This window comes from Rubrilithobacter danxiaensis, assembly GCF_047272945.1.
In the GTDB taxonomy this organism is placed as follows: Bacteria; Bacteroidota; Bacteroidia; order Sphingobacteriales; family Sphingobacteriaceae; genus Rubrolithibacter; species Rubrolithibacter danxiaensis.
This window is the reverse complement of the sequence record NZ_JBKOPS010000007.1, coordinates 161,671-178,725: the sequence shown is the minus strand read 5'-3', so window position 1 is coordinate 178,725 and position 17,055 is coordinate 161,671. Positions and strand designations below refer to the sequence as shown.

The window sequence follows — 17,055 nt, the reverse complement described above, 5'->3', positions numbered from 1 at the left end:
AACGGCTTACATTTTGCTCTGCCGTTCCCACGGCTTGGCTTGCAGATCAGCCTTTATTCAAACTTTTAGCTAAAACTGTTAAGCCTTGACTTTTTGGTTCTTTTGTGTTAAGACAAAAGAAGTAGCCTTCGCGGCAATGAGCGAGAAAGTTTCAAATTTATCTTGTGGAATGTTTCAGCTATGGAAAGGCAAGGCATTGGTATGATGTGGATTAGTGATTCCTTTGTTTTATTTTATTTGCCCTCATAGCCGGGCATGCCTAGGAACTTTTTCTTGACAAAAAGTTCCGCAAAAGTCAAGAGACAAACGAAGCTTCAGCCCGCATACCGCCACTGGCTCGCCGTTTGCCTCGGGCCGGCGCTCTTCGTACTATGAGAGAGCAGAATAAATTGTTAGCGTGGTGCCAGGAACAAAAAGAACAACCGCGGTTAAAACGGGTATCCGGCATTACAGTCTTTAGCGTTAAGAAAGTTTGAATGAAGGCGTGCAGAAACATTTGATTTGCAGGAAGGGAAGCAAGGCGGAGAAGTGGAGTAGTGACTGACATTACGCTTTGCCATTCCCACGGCTTGGCTTGCAGATAAGCCTTTATTCAAACTTTTAGCTAAAACTGTTAAGCCTTGATTTTTTGCTCCTTTTGTATCAAGACAAAAGGGAAAGAGTAACAAAAATGCTTTGAAAGGCTTGGTATGTGGAGGTAGGTATGTTAGTGAAACTATACTAATTTCCAATGATATTTTGACTGTAGTATTTTTTATGCCCTCATCGCCGGGCAGGCTACCTCTTTTTTCTTGATAAAAAAGAGGGAAAAAATCAAGAGACAAACGAAGCTTCAGCCCGCAAAGCTCCACTGGCCCGCCGTTTGTCTCGGGCCGACGCTCTTCGTACTATGAGAGAGATGTGATTTTTTGTTCGTTTGTCTTCCACAGGCTCGGCATAAGTGTGCACGTTGTTGCAACGGCAATCCGGCCTTACAGTCTTTAGCGTTAAGAAAGTTTGAATGAAGGCATGCAGAAACATTCATTCAGCAGGAAGGGAAGCAAGGCGGAGAAGTGGAGTAGTGACTGACATTAAGGTTTTCCATTCCCACGGCTTGGCTTGCAGATCAGCCTTCAGTTAAACTTTTAGCTAAAACTGTTAAGCCTTGACTTTTTGGTTCTTTTGTGTTAAGACAAAAGAACGTCATTCTTCAATTGCCCTCATTGCCGGGCAGGCTTAGTCCTTTTCTCTTGAAAGAAAAGGACCAAACCTGCGAAGCAAGCATGAGCTCCATTGAAAGAAAAATTAAACCTGCGAATAACTCAAGAGACAAACGAAGCTTCAGCCCGCAAAGCTCCACTGACCCGCCGTTTGTCTCGGGCTGACGCTCTTCGTACTATGGGAGAGGTATGAGTCTTTGTTTGTTTGGTTCTTTTAACAAACATGAAGCCGTCATTCCGGCGAAAGGAGGAATCTCAGTTATAGGAGCAGTTGACCTATTGCCTTATGCTCCGAAAGGCTCGGCATGGCAGAGTGTGTACAGTTGCCATAATCGGTTTCTTCGACAGGTTAAGCATGATGAGTAATGACTGTTATCCCTTATGTTATCCAATAAAATCTTATATTTATGAAGAAGTATAAGTACTGCTTAGGCACAGCCTTTTATGCTGAAAGCAACAGCACAAACGCTTGTACCGGTGATGCTAATTTCAACTGAAGTAAGCGTTTACCTTTGACAAATAATAGTTGCTAAATGGATAAAACAAGAATATTTAAAATGTCTTTTGCGAGTGTTTACCCGCTGTACATACAAAAAGCAGAGAGAAAGGGACGCACAAAAGCAGAGGTAGATACCATTATTTTCTGGCTGACAGGATATGATAACCAAACCTTGCAACAACAAATCGATAGGAAGACCGATTTTGAAGCTTTTTTCGCCCAGGCACCACAAATTAACCCCAATGTTTCAAAAATTAGGGGCGTAATTTGCGGATATCGTGTAGAAGAGATTGAAGACAAATTGATGCAGCAGATCCGGTATTTAGATAAACTGATTGACGAACTGGCAAAAGGAAAGGCAATGGAGAAGATATTAAGGCAATAAGGGTGATATTTTATAATCGATTAATATGGATGTTTTAAAAATAACTACTGAGATAAAATTAATCGGCCAAAAACGGCTAACGGTAATTGCGGTGTTGTTTATATTGATATTTTCTGTGAACTTGAAGACTATGGCGCAACAAAACAATCAAATGGTAAGGTTAGCAAAGATTAAAGTGGACCCTTCACAACTGGAAGCGTACAATATTGCATTGAAAGAACAAATGACTACTGCTATTCGTGTTGAACCCGGTGTATTAACCTACTACGCTGTTGCAGACAAAACCGACCCGACAAACATTACAATCCTTGAAATATACGCGGACAGCATCGCGTACAAATCGCACATAGAGACATCGCACTTTAAAAAATATAAAGAAACCGTAAAGGATATGGTTAAGTCTTTGGAATTGGTTGATGTTTCCTTAATTGGGTCAGCAAAAAAGCCGGACAGCATGTAAAGGAAGAGTATTAAATAAGCGAGTATAATCTTAAAGCAGAATAGTTAAATTTAAATAACCTAAACAGGCTAACATGAACGAAATCAAAAAAGAAGACATCAAACAGGAAGTGTTTGACCTTTACGATGACTATGCACACAACCGGGTAAACAGACGTGAGTTTGTACAAAAGCTTTCTGCTTATGCAGTGGGAGGTCTTACGGTAGCTTCGCTTATGAGTTTTCTTATGCCGGATTACAAAGGAGGCATCCAGATTAAGGCAGATGATCCGCGTTTAAAATCAGAATATATTAATTATCCTTCTGAAAAAGGCGGCGGAACGATCAAAGCTTTGTTATCGATGCCTGCAGATACGAAAAAGAAACTGGGCGGTATTGTTGTCGTTCATGAAAACCGCGGACTGAATCCTCATATTGAAGATGTTGCAAGAAGAGCTGCCCTGGCAGGATTCATTTCGATTGCTCCCGATGCACTGACACCTTTAGGCGGCTATCCCGGTAATGACGATGCAGGCCGCGAACTGCAAAGTAAACTGGATAGAAATGAAATGCTGGAAGATTTTATAGCAGCGTATGACTACCTGAAAAACCATAAAGACTGCAATGGTAAGGTGGGGGTTGTAGGTTTTTGCTTTGGTGGGTGGATTGCAAACATGATGGCGGTACGGATTCCTGATTTATCGGCAGCTGTTCCGTTTTACGGCGGGCAGCCTGCAGCCGAAGACGTTTCAAAAATAAAGGCGCCGCTGCTATTGCATTACGCAGCACTGGACACACGAGTGAATGAAGGCTGGCCGGCATATGAAAAGGCCTTAAAAGAAAACGGGAAAGAATACACCGCATACATGTACGCCAATGCAAATCATGGCTTTCATAACGATACCACACCCCGCTATGATAAAGCGGCTGCAGAACTTGCCTGGAAGCGTACCATTGATTTTTTTAATGATAAACTGAAGTAGCGAAAAATTGAAAATTTAATCGGTGCAAGCTTTGTGTGCTGACAGAAGGCATATTACTTGCACCCTTACAGGTAAAACAAGGATCTACTTATTTTACCCTTAGATTTTTAAGTATTTCAATCACATCATCTATCGGATTTTTATCATCATCGTTCAGCTGTGTTTTCAGCATAAATGTTTCTATTGCATCCTTAAAATTTAAAATGACATTTTCCTGTATAAAAAATGCATCAAACAAACCTGTATAGAAAGATGAGAAATGCAGGCAGTAACGGTAAAGTTTTAGCAACACCCTGCATATAAAGAAAACAACTACGGCAATACCAACCCGAATAGAGATAATTGAAAATAATATCTGTTCGGAATTTAAGCGAATATTAGTATCGTCAATAAGTACAAAGCGATTCGCAAAAAGAAACAGAACGATGCAACCAATTAAGAAAAACACACAAATAATCAGAATTGCGTATGCCGAAAATTCATATGTTACTTGCCTGTAAAAAAACAATTTAAGTAAGGAGTTTAGAGTAGGATCTTTTTTTATTACTCCATCTTTAACTCCCATCCGGATTGAAACCTTGCGGTAATGATTTTCAGAGTTCTTAGTATGAAGAAAGAGAAACAATATCCATAAGGCTATAATTGCCCCGCACACAAGGAAAATAGTACAAATTATCATGGTAGGATTGATTGCGGTATTATTCATTGTAAATCAACTGATCATTTTCCGGTTACTTATGAACGATGCTATAAGGATAAGTACAGAAAGAAATATGAAACCAAATTTAAGCCGGGTAAGGCCGCGAAAATCTGTAAACTTATTCCTTGTTAAATGCTGATATATCGCATTGTCTTGTATTGCATCCAATAAAACACCGCTTACGATAAGAATCATTCCTATAAAACACGTAATTTTCCAGTTAGCTGAAGCTTTAGTATAGACACTTCTCAGTCCGTAAAATAGGATGGTGCCATAAACCAGCATTAAAATATAATCAAGATAAATAATCGTCTTTATTGCCTTGCTGTAAGCAGCATTATTTTTCCAGATACTGATTAATTCGGCCGGCGGTTTTATGCGAGTGTTGTATGCCGTGAATACGATACTTTTATCATCCCGGCGCAAAATATTGTCCTGCCTTATGATAAATGAGAATACGATTAGAAGCAGGATAAATCCTCCAATAAGAACAGACAAAGGTGAGAGTAGCAGTTTCATATATTTTGAACAGAAGCAGGTTAAATACAGTGTGTGCCTGATTCAAGCCGGATCACTTCAAAAATGCTTTCTACCTACCGGGATTGTTTAAATTGGTACTTTATATATTGTTTCTAACAGGCATATCTAATATAGGTATAATTGCTCAATTTAAAATTCATTAATAAGGAATGCAGAGTAATCTTTTTTACAATACGTTTTATTCTTTTAATATCCTGCTTTCTCGTATTTCTGCCCCAGCGGTAAATTAATTACGAGCAAGGTACCTCTGTCAATACCAGATTCAATATCTATTGTTCCTCTTAAAAATTCAACTCTCGACCGGATATTCTTTAAACCCATACCACTTTGGAAAGCTGAACCGGCAGTGTCAAAACCTTTACCGTTATCTTCAATAGTTAAGCTGATTCCCTCGTTATCCTTAATTAACTGAATGTACAGTTTTGAAGCTGCGGCATGTTTCAGAACATTGTTAACAGCTTCCTGTATAATACGATAAAGGGCTGTTTCAATTTTTACATCCAGTACCTTCTCTACGCCGGATGCGTCAAAACTGGTTTTCAGTAAGCTTCTATCTATTTTTCTCAACATATCGCTAATGGCAGACTGCAGTCCTTTTTTTACCAACGAATTCGGAACCATCTGGTGCGAAATGGCCCTAAGCTCGTCATAACCTTCTGAAAGCAACGTCAACGAACTGGAAGCAAGAGCTTCTTCCTGTTCTGTTAAAGCTATTTTTTGAAACAGCATATTCAGGTTCATTATAGAAGCCGACATGACCTGTCCGACACCATCGTGAAGTTCGGTTGCAATCCGCTGCCTTTCCTGTTCTTCTGCATCCAGCACTGCCTGAGCTTTGATATGCTGCTGCCGGTTTATTTCTTCTTGCAACAGCGCTTTTTCTTTTAATTTGCGTCGGGTATAAACTAACCACGCTATGCTGATTACGGCCACTAACAACCCAATTACACTCATCAGCCAGACAGTACGCTGTTTCAATTGTAATTGCTGAATCGTCGATTGCTGGCTTAAATTCCTGATCTTTTGCTCCCGCTGTTCTGTTTCGTATTGCACATTCAGCATAGCAATGTGCTTTTCATTATCCTCGTTGCTGATCTGGTTGCTGACCTTGGTATAGGCCAGATAATTTAAGTAAGCGTGCTGATAATCTCCTGTTTCTTTATAAGCGTCGCTTAATGATAAATAGGCATCTTTTAAACCATATTTATACTCCGTTTTTTTGAATAGGGCAATTGCTTTCTGCAGCAGTAACTTTGCCCGGACAAAGTCCTTCTTTTTGCGGTAAACAAGAGCAAGGTTCAAATAGGTATCGCCAATTTGCTTGTCATCTTTAAAAAAACGGTCAATGTCCAGAACTTTGTAATGATAGGATAGAGAGGCATCCAGGTTTCCTGTATAGAAATAACAAAGGGCCATGTTGGAATAGATTTCTGAAAAGCCCCGTAAATTGTTGGTTTTTGCACAGATTTTTAAAGCAGTTCGATCGGTTGCCAGGGCTTTATCGTATTGCCCGCTGATACCATAGATATTTGCTAATGTATGGAGGCATCGTAAATGAAGCCTGTCGTCATTGATCCTGCCGGCAATTACCAGCGCCTTTTTTACAAACTGTTCGGCTTTATCTAATTGATTATTGCTAAAATATACCCCACTTAAACTGGCAAGACTTGCACCAATTCCGACCGAATCTTTTAAGATTTCACGTATTTTTAAAGCTTTTAAATGGCTTTTTATCGCTTTGTCAAACATTCCTGTCTGCCAGTAATACGTTCCATACAAATGGTTTCCGTAGGCATCTGCCTCTGTAAGTTTTTCTTTTTCAGCCAACTGCAAACAACTGTCTCCGTATGCTTTTAGGGAATCGTACTTGCCCTGTAAGTTATAATACAGACCAAGCTGATAGTTTGAAAGCATCCTTCCCGTTGAATTACTGGTTTTAACAGATAGCGACTTCAGTTCACGAATGTAACGGAAGGCCGCTTGCGGGTCCTGCTGCTGAAGTTCTGTGATTAAACGATGGTAGGCGGAAACCTTTTCTTCTGATGAAGCCGTTCTGGTGATTCTCTTTAAGCTGTCGGTTAATTTATTCTGCTGTGCAGCTACCAGCCCGGGAATCAGTAAGAACAGTAAAGAGAAAAAACGCATATCTTGAATAAGTAATTGAGTTGTAAAAATTACTACTTTTAGTTGTTTAACGGAAATTTAATCAGCAGTATTTATTGGATGAGAACACGCATTTTAATTGTTGACGATCATGGTATCATGCTGGACGGGATTGAATTGTTGTTAAAGCAGAACAAGGACTTAGAAATAATTGCCAAAACAATCAATGCAAATTATGCCCTGGCTTATTTACGCAGTGAAAAGGTAGATCTATTGATTACAGATTACAACATGCCCGAAATGAGCGGACTGCAACTGTTAAAACAGGCAAAAAAAATACATCCGGGCCTGAAAATTATATTTTTAAGTATGCATGATGAACAGGTAATTGTTCAGGAAGTGATTCAGGCCGGGGCAGACGGATATATTTTGAAGAAGTATGCGTACCAGGAAATAATACAGGCAATTGATGTTATAAAAAGTGGCGGACAGTACTGGAGCCCTGAAATTCGTAAAGTGATGCTTTCTGCATTAAGAAAGGAAGACTCCCTTGTTGAATTAACCGACAGGGAAATGGATATTTTAAGATTGCTTGTGAAGGAATTGACAAGTAAAGAAATTGCGGAAAAGCTTTTTATAAGTGAACGCACAATCGAAACCCACCGGAAAAACTTACTCAGAAAAACCAATTCTAAAAGTACTGTTGGACTGATAAAATACGCCTATACATATAAATTAGTGGATTAGGCTGCAGTTGTGGAGCAATAGCTATCAGCACTGCTTCATTTCTACCTGCTCCACCTGCTGCAAAATTCAGTGTTTGTAGGTATAATTATCTCCGTATTTCTACGGATACTATTCCTTCTCTTCTTTCTGATTTTAGAGTCTGCTAATTACAAATCGATAAGATGATGAAAAAACTGTTAACACTATTAATTACACTGTCTTTATTCAGTTCGTTTGCTTTTAAGAATAAAGATGAAGAAGGACTTGCCCGGGTGAACAAAGTACAGGGAATAGAGGTTTATATTCTATCTGAACCTGTTCGTGATTATGAGGTGATAAGCGATGTTGGTACCGGGCTAAGTACTACTTCTGCTATTACAGGCGGACTTGTAAATGAAAGCATTGCCGACAAAATTTCGAATTTTGTGAGAAAAGCAATGAAACAGAACTCTCGCATTGACGCTGTAGTTTACTCATCAGGAAAAAGAATTGTAGGAATCCGTTTTAAAGATAAACCAACACCTGCAACAAAAGGTATCGGGAGGGTGAAAAAGATTAATGGTATGGACGCATATGTATTGGCGGAGCCGCTTCAGGATTATGAGGTTCTTACCAATAAAAGCGGTGGTATAAAATGGAAATCGGCAATAACCGGCGGTTTAATAAACAACTCAATAGAAGAAGACTTGGAACGTATGGCTAAAAAAGTAGGGGGTGACGGAACTTCTGTTGACGGGATTATTTATTCTTCCGGAAAAACTGCTTCAGGTTTCAGATACAGATAAAAAAGGGTGATCATAAATTGAAAAGCTTTCAAATGATTTATTTGAGAGCTTTTTCTTTTTTAATAAGTAGGTCGGTTTTATTAGTTCTTATCTTGCTGATCCCTAAACTGAATATCATATTTGCAACAGAGAAATTTAATAAGCCTCCTTTAATCGGATCTTAATTAATAGGTTTTAAAATCCGGTTCCATCTTACCTTATTCAAAAGGTTTTCTGTCGAATCTATGCTCATCCAGGTTATCATTGCTTTTCCTACTATGTGATCTTCGGGGACATATCCCCAAAAACGGGAGTCGATAGAATTATGCCGGTTGTCACCCATCATCCAGAAATAATTCATTTTAAAAGTATAACTATCTGCCTTCTTCCCATTTATAAATATATCCGGGCCTTTTAATTCAACCTTATTATTTTCATATAATTCAATAGCACGACGGTATAACATCATAGTAGAATCTGTCAATTGGACTGTCCAGCCTTTTTTAGGTATGATAATCGGTCCGAAATTGTCTGCGTTCCATTTAAACTTCTCATTATGGGGGAAAATAGATTTATCGTACACCTCTGTCGGCTGGACAACCGGAATAACGTTTTTCACCCAGGGATAAGACTTAATGGTCGATAAATACTTAGTCGGTATTATCATTTCATAAGTATTGTTATCCTGTTGCTGCATAATGGTAAGGTGCATATCCTTAATTAGCTGAGGATTAATGTCTGTTCCATCAGTACTAACGAGGTAGGAAGTTTGTACTTTCTCAAAATCGGCTGATTTACCGTTTATATAAACTCTTGAATTTATAATACTAAGCTCATCACCCGATGTAGCAAGGCACCGTTTAATTAAATTAGTACGAACATCTACCGGTCTGTTAAAAACCGGATCGGCTTCTTCAGGCTTATTAAAGACCACAATATCACCCTTTTTTATTTCAGATATACCTGGCAAACGAAAATAGGGGAGTTCAATACCATCCCAATACGTTTTAATATTATTTTTTGTCACGGTTGATTCCAAAAAAGGAATCTGAACGGGAGTAAAGGGCATTCGCGGTCCATAACTTATCTTGCTTACAAACAGATAGTCCCCTGTGAGCAGCGTATTTTCCATTGAGCCGGAAGGAATGGCATAGGCAGAAAACAATAGTCCCCGAAAAATGGTAGAAACAATAACCGCAAATAAGATAGCGTCGAGCCATTCGCGGGTTTTTGTTTTTTTAGGCTTATTGTTTTCAGTCCTCTTTTTAAACTTAAAATTCCATTTCATAAAACCTGTTTTTGGACATTACAGGTTAGATTATGAAATGGAAAGATTGTTACAGCAGCAGAACTAAAAAAACCGGCTATTAAAGCCGGTTTCCTACTAACTATATAATAAACCCACAATTACTGGCCCTGCATACCCTGGCCGTTATTGTCACCCTGTTTAAGGTCGTCGTTATTGATGCCCCGTTTCTTTTTAGGCATCTGCTGATTAAAATTCATCTTACCAAAGCTCCAGCTGAAATTAACACCCACAGATCTGAACGGAACCGAGAACTGATTGAATTGTGTAAGCGTACCGCTGTTGATGTTGGTTGTAAAGTTTTTCCGGTCATTAAACGGTTCAACAATGTTCAAACCGATACTACCCTTTTTCTTTAAGATCTCCTTTTTCAATCCGATCGTCCATAAGTTAAAGGAAGGATTTACTCCCTGGAAAGTTCTGCGTGGAGAATTTTGAATCATGAAAGTTTCGGCTGCGAAACCGCTTGGTAGCTTAACTCCACCGCTCAAAAAAACATTGTATTGCAAATATGTATTATCGTTTGTCTGTGTATAAGTACCTGAAGTTTCCGGCTTATAGGTAAACAGATTTACACTTCCTCTTAAGGTAATAATCTTTTTCAATGTAACCGAACCGAATATGCTGGAACCAATGGAATTATTCTGGCCAATATTTCCAAAATTGGTTAAAGACACATTTCTGGTAACAGAATTACCCTCATTGTCAACCGTTGTATAAGGAATAGTAGTTATGTAGCTTTCAATTATATTATCGGTGTGTCTGTAGTAAACAGACGCGTTGATAACAGATCCTTTAATAAAGGTTGAGTAATTAAACTCTACACTTTGCGATACTTCAGGAGAAAGTTCAGGATTACCTTCACTTTGGTTAAGCGGGTCGCTTGTATTTCGGAACGGATTTAAGAATTGCAAACTTGGGCGCTGGATCCGTTTACTATAGCTCAATTTAACAGTTTGAGAATTATCAATCTTTTTTGAAACAGCAAAGCTTGGGATAAAATTATTATAGGTGTTTTTAAAAGGTGATCCGTTGCTGCTGTTAACAAAATTTCCTTCAATCTCTGTGTTCTCTAAACGTCCTCCAACTTGTATTCCGTATCCATTTTTAAAATTAGCACTTAATACACCATATCCTGAATAAACATTTTGATTATAATCGTACTGATTTGATGTCAGGGGATTTAATACATATTCACCCACTTCGTTTGGGTTATAAAAGTTAGAGATACTGCTGATATTCCTAAAGATTCCCTTGGTACCAGCTTCTAATTTTAACACTTTATTAAGTGGCAAGGCATAATCGAGCTGCACGGTATATTCATCGTTTTTTCCGTCGTTGCTTGCATCCTGGTCTTGAGCAAAGCCTGTATATCTCGAAGTATAATCAATATTTACTTTACTATGGCTCCATTGGCCTGCCAGCGTAAGTTCTTCTCCTTCTTTTTTAAACTTGTGAGTATAATCAGAATTCCAGTCGAAACTATTTAATGCAAAGTGGTTGCTATTAATTGCACTGTATTCTATAAAACCGGTTTCCGGCGTCGTATTGCTGCTTACAGAACTTCCGTCATTGCGGAAAGAACCGCCACGAAGACTGATGGAAGAAGATACACTGTTGTAGTTATTGAAATCATAACCTAAAGAAGCCGAACCCATATTGAACAGGCGTTTCGATTGGTTAGTGCCAATAGAGGAAGAGCTGCTTCCTAATGCGGTATTCTGACTGCTTAATGTTGTATTAGTCGTCTGTGGCCATCCGCTGTTCACACCTAAATTCGCCGATAAACTTAACCGGTTTTTATTAAGATTGATATTAAAATTACCATTATTCTGGCGGGTGCCAAGTCCACCGCTTACCGAACCGCTTACACCCGAAACATTCTTCTTCTTGGTTACGATATTGATTATTCCGGCAGATCCTTCTGCATCGTATTTAGCGGAAGGCGATGTTACAACTTCAACGTTTTTTATCTGGTCTGCCGGCATTGATTTTAATACATCAGCAACATTGCTTGAAAGAGCTCCTGAGGGCTTTCCGTTTATCAGGATTTTAACATTCTGACTTCCACGAAGCGAAACATTTCCATCCATATCTACCGAAAGCATCGGAACCTTTCTTAATACATCACTGGCGTTTCCACCAGTTGTAGTTACATCTTTTTCAGCATTAAAAACAAGTTTGTCGATCTTGTTTTCAATAATAGGAGTCTCGCCTGTTACCACTACCGCATTCAGCGTATTAGCGCCCGGAGATAAAACAATAGAACCTAAATTATGATCCGGTTTTGAAAGGGTAGTAGTTACTCCGGTAATGGTTTTTGTAGGATATCCGATAAATGTAATCGTTAATTTATAGTTTCCTGTGCTAACATTTGAGATTTTAAATTCCCCTTTTTCATCTGTCAAGCCACCATTTAAAGGCGCTTTCCCGTTTTCTCTGAATAAGGTTACTGTTGCATAATCCAGGGGTTTACCGCTTACTGAATCTATTACAGTACCCGATATTGTCCCGATGATAGAAGGGCTTCGTTGTTGCATTGGTACCTGTGCATGGCTATCTGTAAACAGAAAGACTGCTGCGATACACAGGAAGATTCTTAAATAAATATTTGCAAATCGGTTAAATTTAAAATTGAGCAAAGGGATTGATTTGGGTTTCATTTTTAATAAAATTATGCTCAAAACAAATCCTATTTTCTGACTATATAAAATTAAATAGACTAAGCAGCAGGGAACGCCGACAGATAAGAAGATTTAGACGTTAAAGCGTTATTGACTGAATTTTATATGTAATCAGGCGTTTTCATAGATGAAATTACAGCTCCTATCGGCATTCTCCTACCGCCCGTATATCAGGGCTTATAAATTAAAACGTATGTATTAAGTTTGTTATATATATTTAACCTTAGATGACGGTTTTCCCAAAAAAGCACAGACTTTCAATCCTCATACACATACTGGTAATACTTGGACTTATGCTGTTATTGTGCCAGCCACTTGCCTGGCAGGTATCATTACCGGTACAGTTTTGGATACGGCAGGTAATTTTGTTCTGTTTGTGGACCGGAGCTTTCTACCTTAATATGAAATTACTGGTGCCGAAACTTCTTTTTAAAGATAAAGTATGGCCCTATATCTTCTTTGTATTAATAATGATTGTTGGTTCGATAGCTGTTAACAGGTTAGCTGAGTCTTCCTTAAATCTGCCAGAATTAATGGAGCGGACTTTTCATCCCCATGCAAAACCTTCTCAATCAAAAAAGTCAGATCATGCATTTGATTTTGTACTTGTTATTATTACGATGCTGATGGTTGGAATCAGCACCAGTGTCACTGTTTTTCAGAAACTGCAGCGTGATACCGAGCTGAGGTTAAGTCTTGAAAAAGAGAAAACAACTTCCGAGTTGTCATTTTTAAAAGCGCAGATAAATCCTCATTTCTTTTTCAATACGCTGCACAGCATTTATGCGCTTACTATTGCCAATGTTGAACTTGCCCGCGATGCTTTGTATACGCTCTCGCACATGATGCGTTATGTTTTGTACGAAACACAATCAGGAACAACCTTACTCAGCAAAGAGATTGCGTTTATTAAAGATTATATTGACCTGATGCAGTTGCGTTTAACTGAAAAAGTTAAAGTTACTTTTATCTCGCCATCGCCGCTTAAAGATGTGCAAATTGCCCCCATGCTTATTCTTCCCTTCATAGAGAATGCATTTAAACACGGAGTAAGTGCAGTTGAAGAAAGTAAAGTGTACGTGGAGATAAAACAACAGGGAAATCTTCTGATGATAGAAGTCAGAAATTCATTGCTTTCGGAAAAAGGAGGCATTATGGAAGAAAGTAACGGGATAGGAGTAAACAATACCAAACGACGCCTCGATCTGATATACCCCGGGCAATATGAATTGAAAGTAACAGAAGATATTGCAGCGAATGAATTTGTAGTTCAATTAAATTTAAACATGGCATGAAATTAAAATGCATAGCTGTTGACGATGAGCCGTTAGCCTTAGGGTTGATCTGCACGTATATTGAGCAAACTCCTTTTCTGGAATTAACAGGAAGATATTCAAGCGCTGTTGAAGCATTGAAGGTGATTCATAACTCGCCTGTCGATCTTATATTCCTGGACATACGGATGCCAGACTTAAGCGGAATTGAACTGGCCAGAGTATTAGATAAGGGCAAGCCTGGAGCCGGCCCCAGAATAGTGTTTACTACTGCTTTTGACCAGTTTGCGATGGAGGGTTACAAGGTAGATGCGCTTGATTATTTGCTTAAACCATTCAGTTATGTAGATTTTTCGAGAGCGGCAAATAAAGCCCTTGCGTATGCAGAACTGCTTACTAATTCTAAAAATGATGCAGTTTCTGCTGATAATGAAAAGCAGGAAGAAGATTATTTGTTTCTGAAAGTAGAGTATCAATTAATTAAAGTTGCGTTAAATGATATACTTTATATTGAAGGACTAAAGGATTATGTTAAAGTTCATCTTGAAAGCAGCGAGAAACCACTGTTATCACTTACCAGTTTAAAAGCGCTGGAAGAGAAGCTTCCGGATAAAAAATTCATGCGCATTCACCGCTCCTTTATTGTGGCTCTTAACAAGATCAGGTCTGTTACGCGTAATACCGTACAAATAGGAAACACCACAATTCCGGTTACAGATCAGTATAAGGAGAATTTTAACAGCTTTTTAAGTCGGTGGATGTAAAATTAAAAGAGGCTACGAGATTGGCTCTAAACCATTCAAACAGCCTCTTTCATTATCCGTTTATTGTTTTCATCATTTGTTCCGGGTACCGGGTACCAGCAGCAATATCAGGCGGAAAAATGGCACTTATTTCCGATAGCTCGTCCTGAGAAAGAGAGATTTCAACAGCAAGAATATTTTCATCCAGGTATTTCCGGCGTTTTGTTCCCGGAATGGGCACAATTTCTTCTCCCTGTGCTAAAACCCAGGCCAATGCTAATTGTGAAGGAGTACAGTTCTTTTGTTCCGCAAAAGATTTTATCTTTTCTACCAGCTGCAGATTTTTTTCAAAGTTATCTCCCTGAAAACGCGGACTGTGCCTCCTGTAGTCGTTTTCATCAAAATCCTCTGGTTTGATAATAGCACCTGTGAGGAAACCACGTCCTAAAGGGCTGTAAGGAACAAATCCTATTTCCAGGCTTTTACAGGTCGAAAGAACACTGTTCTGTTCAGGATCCCGGGTCCATAAAGAATATTCAGTCTGAACAGCTGTTATTGGGTGGGTTTTATGTGCCCGCTCGATGGTATGAGCAGAAGCCTCTGATAATCCCAGAAAACGGATTTTACCTTCTTTTACCAGATCGGCCATGGCACCTATCGTTTCTTCTATCGGTACTTTTGGGTCTACCCGGTGTTGGTAATATAAATCTATAATTTCAACTCCCAATCGTTTCAAACTTCCTTCAATTGATTTTTTAATATATTCCGGACTTCCGTTAATTCCCCGTGCTGCCGGATCATCCGGAGTACGAACAATACCAAACTTTGTAGCTATAAAAACCTGGTCGCGTTTTCCTTTTATAGCGCGTCCTACAAGTTCTTCATTGGTGTATGGCCCATACATGTCGGCGGTATCCAGGAAATTAATCCCCGCCTCTAAAGCATGGTGAATGGTAGCTATAGATTCCTGATCATTTCTTTCACCGTAGAAATCACTCATTCCCATACAACCTAATCCAATTGCGGATACTTTTGGCCCGTTACTGCCTAAATTTCTGTATTTCATAAGTAAATGGCTTTTGCTACGTTATAAATAACAAAGAAAGTATAATAGTTTATAAAACTTTAGATCCTCTTCACATATGTTGTGCAACCTTGTGAAACAAATGCCAGAGGTTTAGGTTTATGGTAAGTAAAATGTTCCTGACTGATTATATTCCCGCATGAAAAGACGCTGTTTATTTCTTATTCTATTTTCTATATCCGCACTAACTCTTAAAGCGCAGGAAAAAGACAACGTTTCGGCTAAATCCTCACAAACGATAACTAAAAAGAATTCTAAGCCTGAGAAGAAAACTGTGGATTCTTCTAGGAGCGTAGTAAAAGATAAAAGCCAAACTGACTCTGGTATCAACTCAAAGAAAAAAAGTAGTACCACTTCTGTTAAAAAGACTCCTGTTAAAAGTACAGATACCATCTCAGCAGTAAAATCAAAAAAAGCCGCAGCTGCTGTTAAATCAAAACCTGTAAGTTCATTATCTAAAACAAAAAAAACACAATCAGGCAAAGCAACAAAAAAAGAAAAAGCGAAGCTTACAAAATACGATCCGTCAGTTTCCTATATTTTTAAAACCATGCAGCCCTATACTGCAACAAAGTTAAACCCGATGTCTGGCAATCAGCATGTATGGATGGGAAAAGTCAGCATTGTAAAAGCTTCAAGGCAGAAACGCCTCGAGCAGGATGTTAAAGATATCCCCTATTTACTGGCAATAGACAGGGAAAAAGAAGCAATACTAAAGGCAAAAATTGCTTTGAATTACAGCGAAGGCGTTGGAAATACAAAAATACAACTGGAAATTCTGAATTTACTGGCAAGGTATTGCACCAGGTACAAGGTTTGGGATGAAGCGGAAAAATATTACCGAATTGCGCTCACTCGTCGTCTTATTGCGCCAGATTATACGGGTTACGGATCTTTTTCAAGGCAACTGTCGCAAGTGTTATTACAAAGAAATCAGTTTGATTCTGCACTTAAATATGCTCTATTTGCTGTTAACGAGTTCTCCACTGCAGTTAATCCCGATAGTCTTGCACCTGCTTATCTTACTCTTGCTAAAGTTTATTATGCACAAGGTAATTTATCAGAAACGGAAACTATTCTGCTAAAAAAAGCGCTTCCGTTGTATAGTTATGTCGAGAATAATTCAGGGAGAATGTATTGTTTTGAATTACTGGGCAAGCTGTATTATGATCAAGGCCGGAATTCGGAAGCAAAATGGTTTTTTATACAACAAAACACACTCGCAAAGCAACTTAATAAAAAGGAATCGATGTTTAACTCGCTGGTAAACCTGGGCAGAGTGAAAAGTGCTATCGGTGATTTTGGTCTTGCTTTGGGAGATTTCAGAAAAGCTCAAACTTCTTTAAATAAAAAATCTTCTGTTCAACTATCCCTGTATCTTGAAGAAGCATATATGGATTACTTTAAGAAACAGGGTAAAACAAAGTTTGCGAATGAGGCTAAGCGAAGATCTGCAAAGCTTAAAGGAACATATAATAAAACAATTGCAGCTCAACGGAAAACTGCTATGAGTTTACTTAATACTTTTAAAGAACAGAAATTGCTGTACGTTCTTGCAACTGATAAGGTTCAGAATTAGTTTTCAGCAATCATAATTACAACCTCTCTGCTCATTGGATTTCCAGTA

15 protein-coding genes are annotated in these 17,055 nt (G+C 38.7%); 8 read left to right on the top strand and 7 right to left on the bottom strand.

Going from position 1 to position 17,055, the window contains the following annotated elements; all coding sequences use genetic code 11:
• Positions 1-428: 428 nt before the first annotated feature.
• The gene (locus tag ACLCDL_RS11050; protein WP_423148358.1) at positions 429-851 is read right to left on the bottom strand and encodes a hypothetical protein; all 423 of its coding nucleotides are present in this window, start codon (positions 849-851) and stop codon (positions 429-431) included.
• 881 nt (positions 852-1,732) lie between these two features.
• Between ACLCDL_RS11050 and ACLCDL_RS11045 the strand changes: the two genes are divergently transcribed.
• From ACLCDL_RS11045 to ACLCDL_RS11035, 3 genes are all read left to right on the top strand, one after another.
• Positions 1,733-2,083 (top strand): DUF2200 domain-containing protein, encoded by a 351-nt coding sequence (locus tag ACLCDL_RS11045; RefSeq protein WP_423148357.1) that lies wholly within the window; start codon positions 1,733-1,735, stop codon positions 2,081-2,083.
• A gap of 25 nt (positions 2,084-2,108) precedes the next feature.
• Positions 2,109-2,543, top strand: coding sequence for a putative quinol monooxygenase (locus tag ACLCDL_RS11040; RefSeq protein WP_423148356.1), 435 nt, complete (start codon positions 2,109-2,111; stop codon positions 2,541-2,543).
• A 73-nt stretch (positions 2,544-2,616) separates the two neighbouring features.
• Positions 2,617-3,504, top strand: a complete 888-nt coding sequence (locus tag ACLCDL_RS11035; RefSeq protein ID WP_423148355.1) for a dienelactone hydrolase family protein — start codon at positions 2,617-2,619, stop codon at positions 3,502-3,504.
• A gap of 88 nt (positions 3,505-3,592) precedes the next feature.
• Here ACLCDL_RS11035 and ACLCDL_RS11030 read toward each other — a convergent pair whose 3' ends face one another.
• The 3 genes from ACLCDL_RS11030 to ACLCDL_RS11020 form a co-directional block, all read right to left on the bottom strand.
• Positions 3,593-4,210 (bottom strand): hypothetical protein, encoded by a 618-nt coding sequence (locus tag ACLCDL_RS11030; protein WP_423148354.1) that lies wholly within the window; start codon positions 4,208-4,210, stop codon positions 3,593-3,595.
• A gap of 6 nt (positions 4,211-4,216) precedes the next feature.
• Positions 4,217-4,723 carry a hypothetical protein gene (locus ACLCDL_RS11025; RefSeq protein WP_423148353.1) on the bottom strand — a complete coding sequence of 169 codons (507 nt, stop codon included), beginning with the start codon at positions 4,721-4,723 and terminating at the stop codon, positions 4,217-4,219.
• 207 nt (positions 4,724-4,930) lie between these two features.
• Complete coding sequence (locus ACLCDL_RS11020; RefSeq protein WP_423148352.1) at positions 4,931-6,889, bottom strand: tetratricopeptide repeat-containing sensor histidine kinase; 1,959 nt, start codon at positions 6,887-6,889, stop codon at positions 4,931-4,933.
• A gap of 78 nt (positions 6,890-6,967) precedes the next feature.
• On the opposite strand from ACLCDL_RS11020, the gene ACLCDL_RS11015 reads away from it, so the two are divergent.
• Entirely contained in the window at positions 6,968-7,594 is a 627-nt protein-coding gene (locus ACLCDL_RS11015; protein ID WP_423148351.1) for a response regulator, read from the top strand.
• A 161-nt stretch (positions 7,595-7,755) separates the two neighbouring features.
• Positions 7,756-8,358 (top strand): hypothetical protein, encoded by a 603-nt coding sequence (locus ACLCDL_RS11010; protein ID WP_423148350.1) that lies wholly within the window; start codon positions 7,756-7,758, stop codon positions 8,356-8,358.
• Positions 8,359-8,518: 160 nt separating this feature from the next.
• On the opposite strand, the gene lepB is transcribed toward ACLCDL_RS11010, so the two are convergent.
• On the bottom strand, positions 8,519-9,625 hold the full coding sequence (gene lepB, locus ACLCDL_RS11005; protein ID WP_423148349.1) for a signal peptidase I: 1,107 nt from the start codon (positions 9,623-9,625) through the stop codon (positions 8,519-8,521).
• 119 nt (positions 9,626-9,744) lie between these two features.
• Complete coding sequence (locus tag ACLCDL_RS11000) at positions 9,745-12,306, bottom strand: TonB-dependent receptor (RefSeq protein WP_423148348.1); 2,562 nt, start codon at positions 12,304-12,306, stop codon at positions 9,745-9,747.
• A 422-nt stretch (positions 12,307-12,728) separates the two neighbouring features.
• On the opposite strand from ACLCDL_RS11000, the gene ACLCDL_RS10995 reads away from it, so the two are divergent.
• Both ACLCDL_RS10995 and ACLCDL_RS10990 read left to right on the top strand, forming a co-directional pair.
• Positions 12,729-13,622: a sensor histidine kinase gene (locus ACLCDL_RS10995; protein ID WP_423148347.1), complete on the top strand. Its 894-nt coding sequence runs from the start codon at positions 12,729-12,731 to the stop codon at positions 13,620-13,622.
• Complete coding sequence (locus tag ACLCDL_RS10990; protein WP_423148346.1) at positions 13,619-14,365, top strand: LytR/AlgR family response regulator transcription factor; 747 nt, start codon at positions 13,619-13,621, stop codon at positions 14,363-14,365. Before ACLCDL_RS10995 ends, ACLCDL_RS10990 begins: the two co-directional genes overlap by 4 nt.
• Before the next feature lie 52 nt (positions 14,366-14,417).
• Here ACLCDL_RS10990 and ACLCDL_RS10985 read toward each other — a convergent pair whose 3' ends face one another.
• Positions 14,418-15,410, bottom strand: a complete 993-nt coding sequence (locus ACLCDL_RS10985; protein ID WP_423148345.1) for an aldo/keto reductase — start codon at positions 15,408-15,410, stop codon at positions 14,418-14,420.
• A 157-nt stretch (positions 15,411-15,567) separates the two neighbouring features.
• Here ACLCDL_RS10985 and ACLCDL_RS10980 point away from each other — a divergent pair, with 157 nt between their 5' ends.
• Entirely contained in the window at positions 15,568-17,007 is a 1,440-nt protein-coding gene (locus ACLCDL_RS10980) for a tetratricopeptide repeat protein (protein ID WP_423148344.1), read from the top strand.
• Positions 17,008-17,055 lie beyond the last annotated feature (48 nt).